General features: G+C 57.7%; 12 protein-coding genes. 9 read left to right on the top strand and 3 right to left on the bottom strand.

The genetic code is table 11. The annotated features are described in order from the left end of the window. Positions 1-1796 (top strand): hypothetical protein (locus ABIL25_06885; protein ID MEO0081999.1); only part of this gene is annotated, 1796 nt, incomplete at its 5' end. 68 nt (positions 1797-1864) lie between these two features. Here the strand turns inward: ABIL25_06885 and ABIL25_06880 are convergent. After that, positions 1865-2707, bottom strand: coding sequence for a hypothetical protein (locus ABIL25_06880; protein ID MEO0081998.1), 843 nt, complete (start codon positions 2705-2707; stop codon positions 1865-1867). Positions 2708-2851: 144 nt separating this feature from the next. Between ABIL25_06880 and ABIL25_06875 the strand changes: the two genes are divergently transcribed. From ABIL25_06875 to ABIL25_06855, 5 genes are all read left to right on the top strand, one after another. Continuing rightward, positions 2852-5233 carry a VIT domain-containing protein gene (locus ABIL25_06875; protein ID MEO0081997.1) on the top strand — a complete coding sequence of 794 codons (2382 nt, stop codon included), beginning with the start codon at positions 2852-2854 and terminating at the stop codon, positions 5231-5233. Between the two features lie 216 nt (positions 5234-5449). Continuing rightward, entirely contained in the window at positions 5450-7192 is a 1743-nt protein-coding gene (locus ABIL25_06870; protein ID MEO0081996.1) for a VCBS repeat-containing protein, read from the top strand. Positions 7193-7204: 12 nt separating this feature from the next. Next, the gene (locus ABIL25_06865) at positions 7205-9799 is read left to right on the top strand and encodes a hypothetical protein (protein ID MEO0081995.1); all 2595 of its coding nucleotides are present in this window, start codon (positions 7205-7207) and stop codon (positions 9797-9799) included. Positions 9800-9807: 8 nt separating this feature from the next. Continuing rightward, a complete protein-coding gene (locus ABIL25_06860; GenBank protein MEO0081994.1) occupies positions 9808-11394 on the top strand; it encodes an SBBP repeat-containing protein in 1587 nt (528 codons plus the stop codon). 46 nt (positions 11395-11440) lie between these two features. Next, positions 11441-12613: a dienelactone hydrolase family protein gene (locus ABIL25_06855; GenBank protein ID MEO0081993.1), complete on the top strand. Its 1173-nt coding sequence runs from the start codon at positions 11441-11443 to the stop codon at positions 12611-12613. Between the two features lie 99 nt (positions 12614-12712). On the opposite strand, the gene ABIL25_06850 is transcribed toward ABIL25_06855, so the two are convergent. Together ABIL25_06850 and ABIL25_06845 are read right to left on the bottom strand one after the other, a co-directional pair. Continuing rightward, positions 12713-13084, bottom strand: a complete 372-nt coding sequence (locus ABIL25_06850; protein ID MEO0081992.1) for a hypothetical protein — start codon at positions 13082-13084, stop codon at positions 12713-12715. A gap of 700 nt (positions 13085-13784) precedes the next feature. Then, positions 13785-15389: a right-handed parallel beta-helix repeat-containing protein gene (locus tag ABIL25_06845; protein ID MEO0081991.1), complete on the bottom strand. Its 1605-nt coding sequence runs from the start codon at positions 15387-15389 to the stop codon at positions 13785-13787. Positions 15390-15542: 153 nt separating this feature from the next. Between ABIL25_06845 and ABIL25_06840 the strand changes: the two genes are divergently transcribed. The 3 genes from ABIL25_06840 to ABIL25_06830 all read left to right on the top strand — a co-directional run bounded on the left by ABIL25_06840 (position 15543) and on the right by ABIL25_06830 (position 18831). After that, positions 15543-16571: a site-specific DNA-methyltransferase gene (locus ABIL25_06840; protein MEO0081990.1), complete on the top strand. Its 1029-nt coding sequence runs from the start codon at positions 15543-15545 to the stop codon at positions 16569-16571. Beyond that, positions 16568-17485, top strand: coding sequence for a type II restriction endonuclease (locus tag ABIL25_06835; GenBank protein ID MEO0081989.1), 918 nt, complete (start codon positions 16568-16570; stop codon positions 17483-17485). The genes ABIL25_06840 and ABIL25_06835 overlap by 4 nt, the downstream gene beginning before the upstream one ends. 428 nt (positions 17486-17913) lie before the next feature. Beyond that, complete coding sequence (locus tag ABIL25_06830; protein MEO0081988.1) at positions 17914-18831, top strand: hypothetical protein; 918 nt, start codon at positions 17914-17916, stop codon at positions 18829-18831. Positions 18832-19116: the final 285 nt, after the last annotated feature.

Raw genomic sequence — 19116 nt, 5'->3', positions numbered from 1 at the left:
TTTCTGCCCTTGCCTTTGGCGGCGCCAACTTCCTCGTGGTCTGGCAGGACTACCGTGGCGGCAGAGAATCTGACATCTATGGTGCGCGCGTCACTCCTGGCGGCACTGTGCTTGACCCTGCGGGCATCGCCATCTCGACCGCAGCAGATAACCAAAGAACGCCTTCCCTTGCCTTTGGCGGCGCCAACTTCCTCGTGGTCTGGACAGATGCTCGTAGCGGCGGCGACGATGACATCTACGGTGCGCGCGTTTCTTCTGGCGGCACTGTCCTCGACCCTCAGGGTATCCCCATCTCAACCGCGGCAAACGGCCAGCACGTTCCTGCCCTTGCCTTTGACGGTGCCAACTTCCTCGTGGTCTGGTTTGACTTGCGTAGCGGCAACGACTATGACATCTATGGTGCGCGCGTCACTCCCGCCGGCACGGTTCTCGATCCCCAGGGCTTCGCCATCTCGACCGCAGCAGACTGGCAGTTTTATCCTGTCCTTGCCTTCAGCGGCACCAACTTCCTCGTGGTGTGGCAGGACGACCGCAGCGGCAGCGGCTATGACATCTATGGTGCGCACGTCACTCCTAGCGGCACTGTGCTTGACCCTGCGGGCATCGCCATCTCAACCGCGGCATACGGCCAGCAGGCTCCTGCCCTTGCCTTTGACGGCACCAACTTCCTCGTAGTGTGGCAGGACAACCGCAGCGGCAGTAACTGGGATATCTACGGTGCGCGCGTCACTCCTAGCGGCACTGTGCTTGACCCTGCGGGCATCGCCATCTCAACCGCGGCAAACTCGCAGTCTGCTCCTGCCCTTGCCTTTGGCGGCAACTTCCTTGTGGTCTGGAGAGATGAGCGCAGCGGTGGCTATGACATCTACGGTGCGCGGGTCACTTCTGCCGGTGCTGTGCTTGACCCTGCGGGCATCGCCATTTCAACCGCGGCAAACTCGCAGTCCGCTCCTGCCCTTGCTTTTGACGGCAGGGATTTCCTTGTGGTCTGGGCAGACGACCGCAGCGGCGGCGACGATGACATCTACGGTGCGCGCGTTTCTTCTGGCGGAACTATTATCGATCCTCAAGGTATCCCCATTTCAACCGCGGCATACGACCAGTTGTCTCCTGCCCTTGCCTTTGGCGGCGCCAACTTCCTCGTGGTGTGGCAGGACAACCGCGGTGGCGGCGGCTACGACATCTACGGTGCGCGGGTCAGTTCTGGCGGGAATGTCCTCGACCCTCAGGGCTTCCCAGTATCAACCGCGGCAGAGTTGCAGGAGTTTCCTGTCCTTGCCTTTGACGGTGCCAACTTCCTCGTGGTGTGGCAGGACAACCGCAGTGGCGGCGGCTATGACATCTACGGTGCGCGGGTCAGTCCTGCCGGTACCGTGTTTGACGAAGGTCCGGTGGTGAGGCAGGAAGGCGGACAGTTCTATCCGGCCGTGGCGCGCGGCCGTGGCAGTCAACTGCTCCTTGTGTACAGTGGCTGGGCCGGGACAGTTGGCGGCAGAACCTATAACACTCCGCGCATCTGGGGCAAGTTTGACCCATTGACGGGGTTTGCCGAACTGCCGCGCGCAGAAGTTCGGACACCGGCCCTCGGCCCGACCATCATCCGCAACATCCTCAGTCTGCCACTTGGCACCGACAAGCTCCAATCTGACATCGCCCTACTCGACGCCTCAGGCCGTAACGTATTACATCTGAAGCCCGGCGCCAACGACGTCTCCCACCTCGCTCCTGGCGTGTATTTCGTGCGGGAGAACCAGGATTGGGTGCAGTCCGCCAGAAGGATAGTTATTCAGCACTAACTGCCGAAGCTCGGAAAGACTCAGGGGTGGGCACTAAGCCCACCCCGCGCATTATTGTCGGAACCTGCTTACCTGAGGTAGAAGCCGACGGCAAGCGAGAGGGTGCCGAGCCAATTGTCGGTGTAACCGTCACCACGGTTTTCTGGAACCTTCTGCTGGCCGGACGCGCCGCCGCCCAGGTACCGGGCATTGATGAAGCCGTCCACGGATTCATTCAGCGAAAGTCCGTAGCGGAGTGAGGCATCGAGTATCGCTCCCCGGAACGATGGCTCAATATTGGTGCTGCCCGTGATTACTTTGCCCTGGGCATAGAACCCGTCAATCTCTGAGCCGAACCAGCCGCGTTCGCCGACCGGGACCCTGGTGCGGAAACGCAGGATTAGCACCGGTCCAACGTCCTGGTACACGCGCGAGCGGGAGCCGTCCTTGGAAGAGAAACTGATGGAGGCGTCGCGGACCTGGAGCGACGCACCGAACGCCAGTTCGCGCTCAGGCTCTGGCCACAGGTCGTACTGCCAGCTAACGCGGTAGAAGTCAAAGCCGTAGCGCAGGTCCATTGGCGTGCCGGCCGGAAACGTGTCGGTGTCAACCACGAGCGGGTTTTCAAGATAGGTCTCGGTGCGCACGTCAAGCGGTTGAGCAAGGAAGGTGATGGTATGGCGGGGTTTGAGGTGCAGCTCGGCGGACATCCGGCGGAAAGGAAACAGGATGTTCTGGCCGCCTTCTCTGACATAGTCGAACTTCGTGGCGTTCCGGCCGAACTGGATTGTGTGCCGGGTTACGCCGATGAAACCCATCTCGGTTCCGACCCTGACCTCGAACCGGTTTTCAGGGTCGTTCAGGAAAGAGGCAGAAGCCGGAGAAGTTGCGAGCAGTACGGACACGGTTAGAAGCATCAATCTCTGGTTCACTTTTACTCCTTTGTTCGGTGGCCGTATCCATTTAGACCCGGAGCCGGGGGCACGGATTCCCGCGGCCAGGCCCAAGCACCAGGCTGGGGAATAGGGCAGAAGCCGATCTGGTATATCAAGATAGTGACTAACCGGAGGTATTGTATGTGGAAAGCGGTCCTGTTCTCACTTCTGACCGCAGCGGTTTCGTTATCAGCCGGGTATGATTATGATAAGGACAAGTCCGAAGACAGGACACTATCGCCGTATTTCTGGGTCCAGAGCGACGACCCTGCTATTGACAGGCTGCCTTTGCTTTCGACCTCGGCCGAGGTTGACATCGCGGGCGTAATCGCCGACGTCCGGGTCACCCAGGTGTACAAGAACGAGGGCAAGAAGCCAATCGAGGCAATATACGTGTTTCCGGCATCGACTAGGGCCGCGGTGTATGCGATGAAGATGACAATCGGGGACCGGACGATTACCGCGAAGATAAACGAGCGGGAGAAGGCGCGACAGGACTACGTGAATGCAGTCAAGCAAGGGAAGACCGCTTCGCTTCTGGAACAGGAGCGGCCGAATGTGTTCCAGATGAGCGTGGGCAACATCATGCCCGGAGACTTCATCCGGGTAGAGATGTCCTACACCGAGCTTCTGGTGCCGGAGGAGGGCGTGTACGAGTTCGTGTACCCGACCGTGGTCGGGCCGCGCTACTCGAACGTCTCAGAGAAGCAGGCCAAGCCGTCTGAGTCGTGGATAAAGAGCCCGTACCAGCACGAGGGCGAGAAGCCCATGTACACATTCGGGATGAGCGTGAACCTTGAGGCCGGGATGCCGATTGCCGAGGTTGTCTGTGCGACACACAAGACTAACGTGAGGTACAACGGTCTGTCATCCGCGAGAATCTCGCTCGACGCCTCGGAGAAGCAGGGTGGGAACCGGGATTTCGTCCTGCGCTACAGGCTGGCCGGGGGCAAGGTTCAGTCCGGGATGCTGCTGTCCCAGGGTAAGGACGAGAACTTCTTCCTCCTGATGGTCCAGCCGCCGAAGCGAGTCGAGGAGGCGCAGATTCCACCCAGGGAATACGTGTTCATCGTGGACGTGTCCGGTTCGATGTACGGTTTTCCGCTCGACGTGTCAAAGACACTGCTACGGAATCTCCTGACCGGAGTGCGCGAGACCGATTATTTCAATGTGCTGCTCTTCTCCGGAGACAACGCGGTGCTGTCCGAGGAGCCGCTGCCCGCGACCCAGCAGAACATCAGTCGGGCGCTCAAGGTCATTGACGAGCAGCGGGGCAGCGGCGGGACCGAACTCCTGCCCGCGCTCAAACGGGCACTCTCGTTGCCCAAGGCCGAGGGAACTTCGCGGACGGTAGTTATTGCGACCGATGGGTACGTGACGGTGGAAACCGAGGCGTTCGACCTTATACGCAAGAACCTGGGCAAGGCCAATATGTTCGTGTTCGGCATCGGTTCGAGCGTGAACCGTTTCATCATCGAAGGCATGGCACGGGTCGGAATGGGCGAGCCATTTGTGGTCGAGGAAGAGAAGGCAGCCCAGGCCCAGGCCGAGAAGTTCCGCAAGTATATCGAAAGGCCGGTGCTGACCGACATCAGTGTCGAGTACCAGGGGTTGCAGACGTATGATGTTGAGCCGCAGACGATACCGGATGTTCTTGCAGACCGGCCGATAATCATCTTCGGCAAGTACCGGGGCAGAGCCGCGGGTTCGGTCGTTGTCAGAGGCCAGACCGCATCCGGACCGTTCTACCAGTTAGTGAACCTTGCCCAGTACAGTGCGGATGAAGCCAACTCCGGACTACGCTTTCTCTGGGCCCGGCACCGGATTCAACTGCTTGGGGACTACAACCAGCTTGCCGAGGACGACAAGCGGGTAAAGGAAATCACAAGGCTTGGTCTGAAGTACAGCCTCTTGACCCAGTACACCTCGTTCGTGGCGATTGACTCCCGGGTTCGGAACAAGGACGGCAGGTCTGAAGTGGTCGAGCAGCCGCTGCCTCTGCCCGAGGGGGTCTCGGACTACGCGGTCGGCGACGCGTCGGGAGCCGGGTGGTATGGCGCAACGGGTCTGGGCGGCGGCCGGACAATGAAGAGACTTGCCTGTCCTGCACCAAGGTCGAATGCCCAGACCGTATGCGAGGCCGAATGCCGTGCCGTGGATGAAGACCACGGTCTGGCCGGGTACTCCGGCTTGCTCAAAGGGACGGTTGCAATCGGCGAGGTCAAGACCGGAGAAGGTATCTCCGAGGCGAGTGTCAAACGGATTCTCGGCGGGTACCTCCACTCGATTCAGAACGCATACTCGCAGGCGCTTGCCGGAAACCCCAAGCTTGGCGGCAGCATAAGGCTCAGGTTCACGGTCAAGTCGGACGGCACGGTGGCCGAGCTTCGACTTGTCAGGAACGACCTGACCGACGAAATCGGCAAGGCAGTGAAAGAAGCGTTCAGGTCGGTCAGTTTCCCGAATTCGCTATTGGAGGGTGAGAGGACCGAGGTTACAATCACGCTGCTCTTTGCGCCCTAGGCACGCGTCAGCCTCCTGGTGTCGGCATCGGGTTCTGCCCGGTGCCGACACTTTACAGACACCGAGACAGCATTTAGAATAAGGCGGCAAGGCGAGAACGGCCTGCTTGGACCAGCTGTGCGTTGCATCGGTCTTAGCGGTGTCGTATCTGGGGCGCAGCTTACAAAAGCAGACCGTTCGAACCAAAGCGCCGGGTAACCAAGCAAGGAGGCCAAGATGAAGCAGGTTACGATGCTGATTGTAGCTTGTCTGCTGGGTGCAACGTCTGCGGATGAGCTATTAGAAATTATTACCACAACCGGGCCAGCGGATTCGGTCCCAGGGCTTGTCACAGTACGTGGAACCGGACTTACCGCGTCCTGTCACCCAATGCCCGAGCTGCCGATAATGCCCGGTTGGCCCAAGGAGACAAGTACTTCGGCTAACTTCGCGCCCAGCCGTGGTATTGCCTTGGCCGACTTTGACGGCGACGGGAGACTCGAAGTCATAATGCCCTCGACCGCAGGGCAACTGCACGTCTGGAAGTACGACGGGACATACTACCCCGGCTGGCCACGCACCTTGCCGGGAATGGGTCAGTATGCCGCCGCAGTCGCGGACATTGACCTTGACGGTGAATACGAGGTGGCGGTGTGCACGCGGGGCATGACAAGTGGCGGCGCGGTGTGTGTGTTCACCGAAGGCGGTACGCCCAAGCCAGGCTGGCCTTTCACCGGGCTTGTCGGCGGCAACTTCTCGGACAGCCCAACTCTGGCTGACCTCAACGGCGACGACACACTTGAAATAATCGTTGGCGAGCGGAACTATCCGATCGGGCACCTCCATGTTCTCACTCACCGTGGTACCGAGTATCCCGGCGCGTGGCCCTGCTCGCTCGACCATGTACCGGCAATGGGCGCGGCGGTCGGCGACTTGGACCTGGACGGCAAGCCGGAAATTGTTTACGCCTCGTACAATTCGCTCTACGTCTTTGAGCCTGACGGCCGTTTGCGTGCAGGATGGCCACAGACCAATCCCAACGGCGGGTATTTTTCCTACCAGTCACCGGCGCTTGCTGACCTGGATGGTGACGACACGCTTGAAATCGTGGTCGCCGAGCATCGTGACGGCAGCGGCACCTATGTATTTCGGCACGACGGCACCATCCTTGCCGGCTGGCCCTACAGGTTTCCGCGCTGGACCTACTGCCCGCCAACCGCGTGCGACCTGTATCGGAATCAGGACCTGAAGGTTCTGTGCGGACAGACCGGAATCATGGGCGGAGCGGCCGCGGTCCTGTACGGTTTCAGCTCCACGGGTTCGGTCCTGCCCGGGTTTCCAGTGGTTCAGCCCAACGGCGATGCGGCCGAGGGCAATATTGCGGTTGCAGACATTGATGGCGACGGTGATATGGAAGTGATATTCTCAAGCAACGTGATGTACGAGGGGAAGGGCTACATGTACGCGGTGCATCATGACGGCAGCGCAGTTTCAGGGTGGCCCTTGCGGCCGACCGGATTCACCTATCTGAACGGCGCAACCGTGGCTGACATTGACGGCGACGACTCGCTGGACATCGTTGTCGTCAGCGACAACTCGACGGTGATGAGCGTGACCGTGTACGAAGCCGGAGTGCCTTTCTCGCGCGCGGTGTGGGAATGGCCGACGTATCAGTTCGATATGTGTCGCACCGGACTTTACCGGCCGTATCGAACCGGAATCGCGCAGCCACGGACGCAGGCTTCGGTCCGTCAAGTGGCGGCGAGCATGGTGCGGGGGGTACTGTTGCTGCCTGAAGGCTATAGTGATGAGCGGGGCGCGTCAACTGTCCTCCTCGACATCAGCGGTCGAAAGATGATGGAGCTTGCGCCCGGGCCGAACGACATCCGGCATCTTGCCCCGGGCGTGTACTTCTTGCAGCAGGCAAACCAGTCGAAAACTCGGGGCCAAGGGGTGTGTAAGATAATCGTGGCAAGATAGAAGGAGAAGCCCATGAAAAACGTGATTCTGCTTGTCATATCCGTGCTTGCGTTTATGCCAGATGTCGGGCTGGCGAGTATTCCTGCTCCGCCGGTGTTGCTTGATTCTGGGCTTGCTTATGTGCGGCCTCAGGAGAATCAGGAATTGCCGGCAGCGGCTTTTGATGGTAATAACTGGCTGGTGGTCTGGCAGGACGAGCGCGGGGAGCGTAAGGCAATCTGGGGAGCGCGGGTCAGCGCTGCTGGAGTCTTGCTTGACTCCGCAAATATTCTCATCGCCGATGATGAAGATAATCGCTACAGACCAGGGGTAGCGTTCAATGGTACCTGCTTTCTGGTGGTCTGGCAGGATGCCCGCAACCGCTCCTATGACATCTACGGGGCGCGGGTGAGTCCTGCGGGCGTGGTGCTGGACCCGGACGGGTTCAGAATTTCGTTGTCAGAGCAGACCGATGAGAATCCTGCTGTTGCAAGCTTGGGTTCGGAGTTCTTCGTGGTGTGGCAGGACAAGCGGAATTCGGGTAACGACGAGGATGTCTATGGTACCCGGGTTTCCGGCAGCGGCCAGGTACTTGACACCGCCGGCATCCCAGTTGCGGTTGCGGCAAAACCTCAGCTGCGGCCCAGCGTGGCGTCGAGCGGTACCGGCTATCTCGTTACCTGGCAGGATTTGCGAAACGAGGCAACGACCGGGGATGATGTCTACGCCTGCCGGGTCACGGCTGCGGGGGTTGTGCTCGATCCCTCAGGTATCGCAGTCTCACGCGCGGCCGAGACACAGGAACGGCCGAAGCTTGCCTCGGACGGTACCAACTATCTCATCGTCTGGGGCGACGAGCGGAATGGAAGTGGTGACGTCTATAGTGCGCGTGTTTCCAGCGCCGGTGCGGTGCTCGATCCTGCGGGCCTGCCTATTCATCCTTCGCCGAATTTCTGGGCTGGCGATCCGTGTGTGGCTTATACCGGAAGTCAGTACATTGTCGTCTGGGAAGACGACAGCATAACTGGCGGCGAGGAGTGTGACCTTCTATGTTCCCGGGTTACGGCTTCCGGCACGGTGCTTGACCCCGAGGGCTTGGTTGTTACGCAGGCGTACGAGGAGCAGTGCTGGCCGGCGATTGCACCGGGTAACTCAAACCTGCTTGTCGCCTGGCAGGATTACAGAAACACCGACAACCCGGACATTTTCTGCAATCGGCTAAGTTCCGCTGGTCAGTTGCTGGACACTGTGGACGTGCCTGTCTGTGGCGAGTTGCATGATTATGAACAGCGGGAGCCGGCCGTTTCCTTTGGCGGTGGCAACTACCTTGTTGTCTGGAGAGACGACCGCCGTTGGGAAGGCTGGTGGAGTGTGTATGGCGCGCGGGTGAGTCCGACCGGTGCGGTTCTTGACCCAGGCGGGTTCCGGGTTGCCGAACATTATTTGTCGCTTGGTCCGCCGTGTGTCGCATTCGGCAATAGCAGCCATCTGGTATGCTGGGCCGAGCGCTCGGGCGGTTACTATGAAATATCAGGAACGCGGATTACACCGCAGGGAGCTGTTCTTGATACTTTGGGAATTAATACTCGCCTATGGGGTTATGACGCCCAACCACCGGCAGTAGCGTTTGATGGCACCAACTGGCTGGTGGTGGCCGCAATGAAATATCCGGGCCAGGAATGGAACATCGTTGGTTCGCGCATCGGGCCGGACGGTGTGCCGCGGGACAGTGTGCCGATCCCTGTATCAATGACGCCTCAGGAGCAGGATATGCCCGCACTTGCGTTTGGAGCCACAAACTATCTGGCGGTCTGGAGCGAGTTTCGTAGCAACACTGCCTACGACATCTACGGCGCAAGGATTGCTCCTGATGGCACGGTTCTTGACTCTGCCGGTATTCCGATTTCCACGGCGCCAAGGAGTCAAAGCGCGCCATCGGTAGCATTCGACGGGACCAACTGGCTTGTCGCCTGGCAGGACGAGCGCGATACACCATACCGCCCTTATTACTACTACGCCCGGGTTTCGCAAGCGGGAATCGTCCTTGACACCGCAGGCATTCCATTGGGCTGGTGTCCGGATAACTACGAAGACCCGCTGCAGATGGTCTTTGACGGAACCAGCTATTTCGTGGTTTGGCAGAACAAGAACTACTCAAATGCCGACCTGTGGGGTGCCCGGATAAGCTCGCAGGGTGCCGTCCTTGATTCCTTTCCGGTATTTGCCGGCCCTGAGTGTCAGCAGACACCCGCGGTTGCGCTTGGGCCGGGAAATCAGGTGATGGTTGTCTATTCCGGCTTTGTTGATGTGCTGCGCGGCTATCCGGTCGAGACGATGCGCATCTGGGCCGGCATCTACCCGTTCTACGGGATTGAAGAAGGCCGACGGCCGACGTCAAGTAGTTCCCAGCCGATAGCCACCATCGCCCGCAGAACTTTGCTCCTGCCCGAAGCTTCCGGCGTTACGTACGGTACATCACCCGTTCTGCTTGATGCTACCGGCCGCAAGGTAATGGAGCTTGCGCCGGGCGAGAACGATGTGTCGCGTCTTGCGCCGGGGGTTTACTTTGTTCATTCGGCAGTCGCCAATGGTAATGCGCCGATCTTCAAGGTTATTGTGACCAGATAGGAGGAGCGATGAGATTTCAGATTCTGCTCTGCATCTTTGGCTTTTTGGGCTGGTTAGCCTTCGCCGACCCGCTCTGGGTCAGGACCTACAATGGACCGTATAACGATTTCGATGAGATCCACGCCATCGGCGTGGATGACTCGGGCAACGTCATAGTATCCGGTTTCAGCGGACTCAGTAGATATGACGATGAGTTCGTAACCATCAAGTATCGCCCGAACGGCGACACAGCTTGGCTCCGACATTTTAACCCTGGTTCCGGGCTGGATGGAGCCACTGCGCTGGCGGTAGACCGGGCAGGCAACATCATCGTCACCGGCTATCTGGGCGGCTCTACATCGGAATATGGCGACTGGGTGACCATTAAGTACTCGGCAGCGGGCGAGTTGCTCTGGACGGCAGTGTATGACCTTGGCGACCGTGACCGGCCATCGTGCCTTGCCGTGGATTCGGCAGGCAACAGTTATGTAACCGGGCAGGCTGGCTGGCTAAACGACCTTGATTATGTGGTGGTGAAGTACGACCCGAACGGTAACGAGGTTTGGGTGTTTAGATACGACGGTGGCTACGACGACCTATCACAGGCACTCGCAGTTGACGGACAAGACAACATCTATGTGACCGGCTATGCTGAACTTGGCGGCGTCGACCGTGCTCTCGTGACCTGGAAGGTTGGACCTAGTGGCGAGTCGCTCTGGGCTAATGTCTATGCTGGACCAGCGGGCACATGGTTAGATGGGGAGGAAATTGCAACCGACGGTCAGGGCAACGTCATTGTCGCCGGCTATGCCTTCGATACGCTCACCGTTGGGGACTATCTCATAGTCAAGTACAGCCCGACCGGCGATACGCTCTGGACCCGGCGCTACAACGGCCCGGGCAATCGCTCCGACTATGTCGCAGGTCTCGCACTTGACGCCGCCGGCAATGTCTACGTAACTGGGACCGCCCTTTTTGACCCGTATCGTTCCAACTACGTAACCGTCAAGTACTCGCCAAGCGGCGAACAGCGCTGGGTCGCCCGTTTCATCGGACCGCACCAGCGCGACCGAGCCAAGGGGATTGCCTTGGGTGCGGAGGCCGATGTCTATGTGTGCGGTGAAGGTGTGAACTTGAGTGGGTACTGGTGCGCCGTAACCGTCAAATATGACTCGGCTGGCAATCAGCAGTGGGTTGAGCGATTCGCCAGCGATTTTGACGAGGCCGAAGCCTATGTCATAACCCTCAGCCGTCAGGGGATGGTGTATGTCGGCGGGCGAACCGACAATGATACCAATGGTCTGGACTACCTGACACTCGCGTACGGTTCAGCTGGAGCGGTTACGGAAAAGGCGAACGCAGAAGCGCAGAGGTCGAGCTGTGTGCCGACCATCGTCCGTGGTGTGCTGTGGCTGGCCGGAGCGGGACATAATCCGATTCCCGCCAAGGAGTCGGGATTGCGTCCCAAGCCCGTGTTGCTCGACGCCACTGGCCGGAAGATGATGGAACTTATACCCGGTCCGAATGACGTTAGCCGGCTTGTGCCGGGAGTGTATTTCGTTAGCGCCCCAGAAGCTCAGGGTCGGCTGGTCAACAAGGTCATTGTTGCAAGGTGAGGGTGTAGTTTGAAAACAGTACGCAAGTAATTAGGTCTAATTAGTTATGAAACACATTTCAGCCGTATCTTTCATTCTGGCTGTTTCATCTGTTCTTGCCCAGACTCCGAATTACGGTGCTGCGGGCCGGTTTTCGACCGCGTATCGTATTGAGGACATCCCGGGTACTACCGAGATAATGTCCGGCTCGCGCATTTACTATCCGGATTCTTCCGGCGTGTTTCCTCAGAGTGCGGTACCTGCGCCAATCGTTGTTTTCGGGCATGGATGGCAGATGGGTATTGACCGGTACTATTCCTATGCCCAGCATCTTGCAAGCTGGGGCTATGTCGTCTGCCTGCCGACGATTTCTAACCCCCTCATCAATCCCGAGCACGACAAGCGAGCCCGGCTGATGGTGGACGCGGCCCGCTGGGTTTCAGCCCGGGACACGATTGTCGGCGACCGTTTCTATCGCAAACTGGATCGTTGGAACTGGGGTTTTGCCGGCCATTCGATGGGCGGTGGGCTCTCGATGCTGGCCGCAGACCTTTTTGGCTTGGCCGATACGCTTCGGGCTGCAGTTGCGATTCACAGTCCGCAGACAGATCCGGCGACTCGTTCGGCAAACATCCGCGTGCCGAAGTTGGTTTTGGCCGGCGGGGTGGATAATACCGCGCCGTGGCGCGACGTGCGGCAAGCGTACTGGGATTCAGCTCCACCACCAGGTACGTTTGCAGTCATCCGTGGGGCAAATCACGGCTACGTGATGGACTACTCCTATTTCTGGGAGAACGGCGGAACTTCTCAGATTACGCGTGAGCAGCATCAGCTTATTATTCGCCGACACATGACCGCATATTTTGAGCGCTACCTGCAGGGTGATACTAGCAACTGGAACTTCCGCTACTGTTTTGGCGATTCGATCAAGGGACATCCTTCGATGGACTCGGTCGAGGTGCGCCTGCCACCGGTGGGAGCCGAAGAGCGGGCCGAAGCTGGACCCGGAGTGATGAAACTCAATCCGTCCGTAGTGCGCGGAATGCTACGAATAAGCAGAACAAAGGACACAGAATCCGAGATGGATTTGCTTGATCCGATTGGTCGCAGGGTTGTATCGCTCGTGCCTGGCGATAACGACGTAACCAGCATTCCCCCGGGCGTTTACTTCATGTGTCGGCCTGTACGCGGCGTCCCCAAAAACTTGGTTTCCCCCAGCAGGGTGGTGATAGCAAGATAACAGGAAACAGCATGAGTTAGGTGGTCTGCTTGTACCACCCATCCCGGTACGTCTGACCCGCACCTGGCTATCTATACCCGGAACTCTTGAACCATCAGCCTACGGTATCGGTGCAGCTATGTCGAAAACCTGGGTTCGGATGGTCGCCAGCACCTCCGGGTTCAGACCCCGTGCCGCCCACTTGTCCAACAGGACCTGTGCGGCAAGAGCAAAGCTGTTTCCAGAAACCTGACGCACGCGCGAGAGACGATACAACTGCCTGGCATAATCGAGATAAGGCACATACAGGGCAGTATGCACGCCAGCCTGGTTGAGCACCTGCCTGGTCTGCGCCTCCATCTCGCACACCTCGACCGTGGCTGCAACGTAGTGCTCCAGCATGCGTTGCCGCTTGGCGTCAAGTATCGCCTTCACCCTCTCGGTATCGTACTTCAGATCCCATGCCTCAATACGCTGTGTCATATCTGCCATGTTACTCACCTCCTTTCGGTTACTGGCAGCTCAAGACGTTCTCGGCAACCTACTCCCTGCCCTTATTCCCCTGTCTCTAATAAATGAGATGCATAGCGCGATCCAAATGTGACATCGTCCTGACCCGAGAACCGCAACCTTTGGGTCCATAATTGGTTAGGGTGAAAGACGCATGTGGCTCGCCATCGGATACCGGGGTCACCCAGTCACCCCGGGAGTGACTCTGGGTCTCAAGACCGGGCTCAGACGGAAACTCTGCCGGACCGTGAGCTCCGACTTGACCTGACACGTGAACTCCGGTCTCAGCCTTGACCTGAATCGGAAACTGAGTCGGCTATTCAGAACCCGCCTCAGACCAGAGCTAAACTTGAGACTCAGAGGAACACTCAGCCGGAACTTCAGACCTGGTCTCAGCCAACACGTCAGACGCCGACACAGGCTGAGGTTCAAGTTCCGACTCAGACAAGGATTGAGAACCAGAATCAACCTTGCTGTGAGTCGGCCGCTAAGCAGGCAAGTCCCGGCCAATATCCGCCTGCGCGCCCTCTGTCAATTCGCACCAAGCACGCCGTGGCCACTTCTCGATGACAGGCTGGACCCGGATTTCACCAGGATAAGATACCTGAGCTTGGCCGACACTCGGCCGGTCACCACCGGTCATCTGAAGGAAACTGGCAAGCGGACCAGATTGGACCGAACGCTAGCGGAGCCGCAATACCGGCAGTGCCGGTCCATGACCTGAATCAGCCAGAGAACAATAGTACACGCCCGCAGCCACCGGCTGACCCAAATTGTCAAGTCCGTCCCACAATGCGACATACGCTGGACGCTCCACGTTGGGCACCGAAAACGAACGTACCAGCCGGCCATCAGAAGAGTAGATTCTCAGCTCTGGGCAACCGGCGGTCGCTGGTACCTGGATAGCGGTCCGGCTGCGAAAAGGATTCGGACAAACCTCGAGCGCATGATGCAGAGTGCAGGGCATCAGGCCTCTTTCTACCTGTCCGACCATGGGATTCGTCGGATAGTGGTAGCCCATATCCAGAACTCCAACATCAAGTACTGAGTCAGTCCGCGTGGTCCACGAACGCAAGAGCGAGTCGAGATTCAACGGCGTCTTCATGTCCAGCGTGTCCCCAGCATCCACACACGGACTCTGCACCGGCTGGCCAGCCGCAGTCTGCGACAGATAGTACTCGCCGAGCCGACCAGAAACGAACAAGGGGTCTTGAGTGATGTCACCCGGGCCCATCGAGCAGCCGACAAGTGTATTGTTATAGTAGTCGTTGTACCGCGAGATAACTTCGCCGTTCTGGCTCGATGTGTAGTTGTAGATGGCTGAGCCTGAGGTTGCCTGGTTATTGGCAAAGACGTTGTTCTTCACATACGTGGTGCAGCGCATGTCCGAGTAGAGACCGCCACCGTTCGACCACATGTGCGGCCCCTCGCAGACGTTCCCGACAATGGTGTTATTGATGATTATCGGCCGGCAGTGTAGGTACAGTCTGATACCTGCACCGTACTTCCAAGCATCGGTCGCGCACCGGTTATTGACGATAAGGTTATTGAAGATGACCGGCTGCTGGTCCGAATCTACGAATATGCCTCCACCGTACGCCCGACAGGCGGTGCCGGTATCTGAGCACGCGACATTGGCCGCAATCGTATTCTGATAGATGAGCGCGTCCGCATCGCAGAACACGCCGGCCCCGTAGTTACGCGCACTATTGCGTAGGGTGTCGTGGTGGATATAGTTATAGCAGATTTCCGGGTAGGAACCAGGCCCGGCGCTGATGTACAGCCCTGCGCCGTAGTTCCAATTCTCAATCTCCTTAACACACCCGTCAATCTCATTACCGATGACAAGTGGACTGAAACCGGACGAGTAACTGGACAGGTACATACCTACGCCCCGGCACCGCGTCACCCGGTTGCCCCGGATGGTCGCACTGCCGGCACAGGAAATCCCGGCCGCACCACCTCCTGCGCTGTATCCGTTCTTGAAAGTAAAACCCCTCACCTCGGTTTCTCGGGTCAGGCCGGAAAAGCTCATCGTCAGGCACGTACCCGCGTACTGACCGTCAACCACGGTTGATTCTGGCCCGTCGGTCGAATACAACTTGATCCCATCGGTTGCAGGCCAGACGATCTGCTCGGCATAGACTCCAGGCTTCACGAGCACTGTATCGCCGGACCTGGCCAGTCCGAGCCCGGTCTGAATTGTTGCGGCCGAATCCGGCACCAGAATCACCCGGCCCAGCGTCAAGCCGACAAGCACAAACAGCATTATTCCTGTACTTCTCATTTTGCCTCCTCAGGTACTGTAGCACAATAACCCAGGTGTGGCACGCTGTCAAAACTCGAACCTTCGCTCCAGTACTCGCTTCTTCGCACCACTTGTGGAATACCTCCTCGGTCAGCAGCTTGACACAAGCCGCTCGCCCTACTACATTACTGCGTGGCAAAGACAAGAAGTGGAACAACTCGCCCCGAATTTCCTGTCACGCCTGATAACCCCTTCGGGATAGACCTCTCATCGGAGAAAGTCGGCGAATTCATGGCCAAGGAAACAGCGCAGAACACCGGGGCCCGGGTTGATGTGGAGTCGCCTATCAGGCTAGCCTGGGCTGACCCAGAGCATGGCATCTGGCTGTATCATGCCGACTGTCTCACGATGCTTGACCGAATTGCCGTTCGTTACCCGGAGGGGGTCTTTGACATGATTTTCGCCGACCCGCCCTACTTCCTCAGCAACGGTGGCATCACCTGCCACGCCGGCAGGATGGTCTCCGTAAACAAGGGTGACTGGGACAAGAGCAAAGGTCACGAGTCGAACCACAACTTCAACCTCGAGTGGCTCGGACGCTGCCAGCGCACGTTGAAATCGAATGGAACCATATGGGTTTCGGGCACTGCTCATGTAATCCACTCTGTCGGCTTCGCTATGCAGCAGTTAGGATATAGGCTTCTGAATGATATTGTCTGGGTAAAACCCAATCCGCCTCCCAATCTTTCTTGCCGCTATTTTACCCATGCCAGCGAGACTATCATCTGGGCTGCGAAGAACGAGAAAAGCAGACACTACTTCAACTACAAACTGCTCAGAGCGTTGAATAACGGCAAGCAGGTGAGAAGTGTTTGGACGTTTCCACCTCCTGAATCCGAGTACGTGTGGAACATCCTGCCGCCCAAGGCAGACGAGAAGAAGTGCGGAAAGCATCCGACGCAGAAACCTGTGGCATTGCTGGAGCGCATAATCCTCGCTTCAACCAGAGAAGGTGATTTGGTTCTTGATCCATTTCTTGGGTCGGGTACGACACTGGTGGCTGCCGGGCGACTCGGCCGCAAAGGATTGGGAATTGAACTGGAGCGGTCCTATGTTGAAGTTGCCATCAAGCGGCTTGAAGACATGAGGCAGGAGTTCGGCCTATTCGCAAAGCATCAGCCGCACCCCCGACAACAGTCTACTATGACGGTGGTGAAATGAGGATGGAGGCTTATGCCGGCACACTTGGAATCAGGAATCTAGACTCCGCACTTCAGCTATTCCTAGATACCCTGGTCGACACAAACCGCGACCACCGCTTCTTTGTGGACTGGGACAAAGTAGAACGTCAAGTCCTAGCACACAAGGTGGAACTCAACATACTGAACAGTCTCATCGGCAGCAGGAACTTTGACCGCGAACTTGAAGACATACTGACTAAGTACCCCCAAGTTATCTCTGCCATACCTGTTCTTCTGGCCCTGCGTGGGACTGACCTCAAGGTTATTGAGGATTTCCAGATCGAGGACTCTGATATAGCATACTACGACTTCACCCCCCGAAGATTGACCGGAGCCGAACGAGTTTCCTTTGTATCTCTTTTTGCCAAAACTGGGCTCGCTCGTTTCTTCCAAGAACTGAGCAGTCGCAGCATTCAGGATTACGCAATGGGCGTTGAAGTAGGGTTGGATACGCACGCACGCAAGAACCGGGGTGGCGCTGCCATGGAACTTGCTCTCAAACCGCTGGTGTATGCGCTGAGGTCAGACACAGTTGATGTCCTGTACCAAAAAAAGTTTGGCGCACTCAAGTACAGTCATGGCATTAACCCACCCAGCCCGCTAGCTGACAGGAAAGCCGATTTCTTGTTGGTGAGACGTGGCGGCCGGATGGTGAATATTGAGGTAAACTTCTACACCGGCACCGGCTCGAAGCCGCAGGAAATAGTAGATTCCTATATTCTGCGACAAGAGGAGTTGGCCAGGTACGGCATGGGATTCATCTGGGTCACGGACGGCCACGGCTGGCGCGGCCAGCGCAACCAGCTCAAGAAAGCTTTCAAGAAACTCAACTTCCTACTAAACCTGCACTTCTGCCGTAAGGGACTTCTTAGACGTGCTGTCCGGGATTTTTGATACGTATAGAAAGACAAAACTTGGCTTCATCAGGCTGGTGAAAATGCCGGCAGGAAGATGGTAAAGAGGGTGCCTTTGGCCGGGGTGCTTTCTATCTCAATCTTGCCGTGGTTGAGTTCGACAATGCGTCTGGGAAAGGGGCACAATGCTGATTGGGAGTTATGACAGGCGCACCGAAGATGATTCTGAACCTGGAGCACTGAACGCCAGGCGTAAATGAGAGCAGGGTTGAAAATTCGGTTGCCAAGGCCGAGATTTCAGGGTAGAGGACAACAGGGGCTCGTGTCTTGCCACTTGCTGGCAGATGATGGCCAGTCGTCGACAGATGTCTGCTTCGACCGCTTCCTTCCTCTTCTTACACTCCGACTCTCGACCCCTGGAATCCTTTCTCTGCTTGACCCGCGGCGGAATTGGAGTAGAAGTTAGGTGTGGAGAAAGACACCGGGTCGGCGCTAACGCCCCGCCGTGACGGAACTAAAGCCAGTAACCTTTCCACGAGATGTCAGGCAACCAGAAGGTGGTGGGGGATGATGAACGACCTAAGGCAGGAGATACAGAGGTTGGACTACAGGCCTAACCTGATTATTGACAAGGACAATCCGGTTCTCATTCAGAAGGCTTGGCGAGACCGCTATTCTGATGCCAGTCACTGGAAGGCGGGGTATGGTGGCCGAGCGTATCTGGCGCAGCCGTGGAGTGAGGACGCACTAACCTGGAACGTCTTTCGGACCCTTCAGAAGGCTGGCTCCGATGGGCTAGTTGCGATTCAAAAAGCCTGCGGGCTATCGGCGGTAGTTAGAACTGTGCTATTCTGGGGCTGTGACGTGGAATCAGGTTCAGAATGTCAGCAGTACCTGAGCTGCCTAATCCGAGCCTTCGACGGCCGCCACAGGGGGACCATGACTGAACCCGACCTGGTTGTCGTAACCGAAAACGAAGTTGCCTTCATAGAGTGTAAGCTCAACGTAAGCGGCAGGCTATCCCCTTGGCGGGCGCAAGGAAATGGCGCGGAGAAGAGGTTTAGGACGTACATCGAGTGTGGCTTTGGAGAGCTCAGCAGCATCGAGCGGTGGCGAGACGTGTATCAACTTCTGAGACAGTACGTCTATGCCCTAGGGATGTCTAAGCTGCTCCGTGTCAGGCCGATGGTAATCCCCTTGGTCAACGCGGAACATCTGGAGAGTCTGAATCCTTATTACGGTCCTTTGACCGAGTTCAACGAGAAGGTCTTCTTGCCGTTCGCTACTTGGCAAGGGGTCAGACAGACCGTTCTCGATACGTGTGCCGAAGACTTGTCGGCGACAATCTTGAGGAAGCTTGACGAAGCGCTGCAACCAAGACCATAACACGGGTCGGTTACACCTCCAAGAAAGACCTCTGCCATTGACTGCGCTCTTCCCTCCTGTTTTACCTGCAAGGTGCTTGGTCGGGCTGCAATCAAACCCGCCTAGCTTGGCCGCGGTCAGGCCGAGGGGTGTGCGGATAAGCGGATTGTGAAGGCAGTGCCTTTGCCTGACGTGCTTTCTGCTTCGATCTTGCCGTGGTTGAGTTCGACAATGCGTCTGGGAAAGGGGCACAATGCTGATTGGGAGTTATGACAGGCGCACCGAAGATGATTCTGAACCTGGAGC

Source organism: candidate division WOR-3 bacterium, assembly GCA_039801365.1.
GTDB lineage: Bacteria > Hydrothermota > Tepidihabitantia > Tepidihabitantales > Tepidihabitantaceae > JBDRUN01.
Note: the sequence above shows the minus strand (reverse complement) of the source record. Positions and strands in the feature narration are given on the sequence as shown.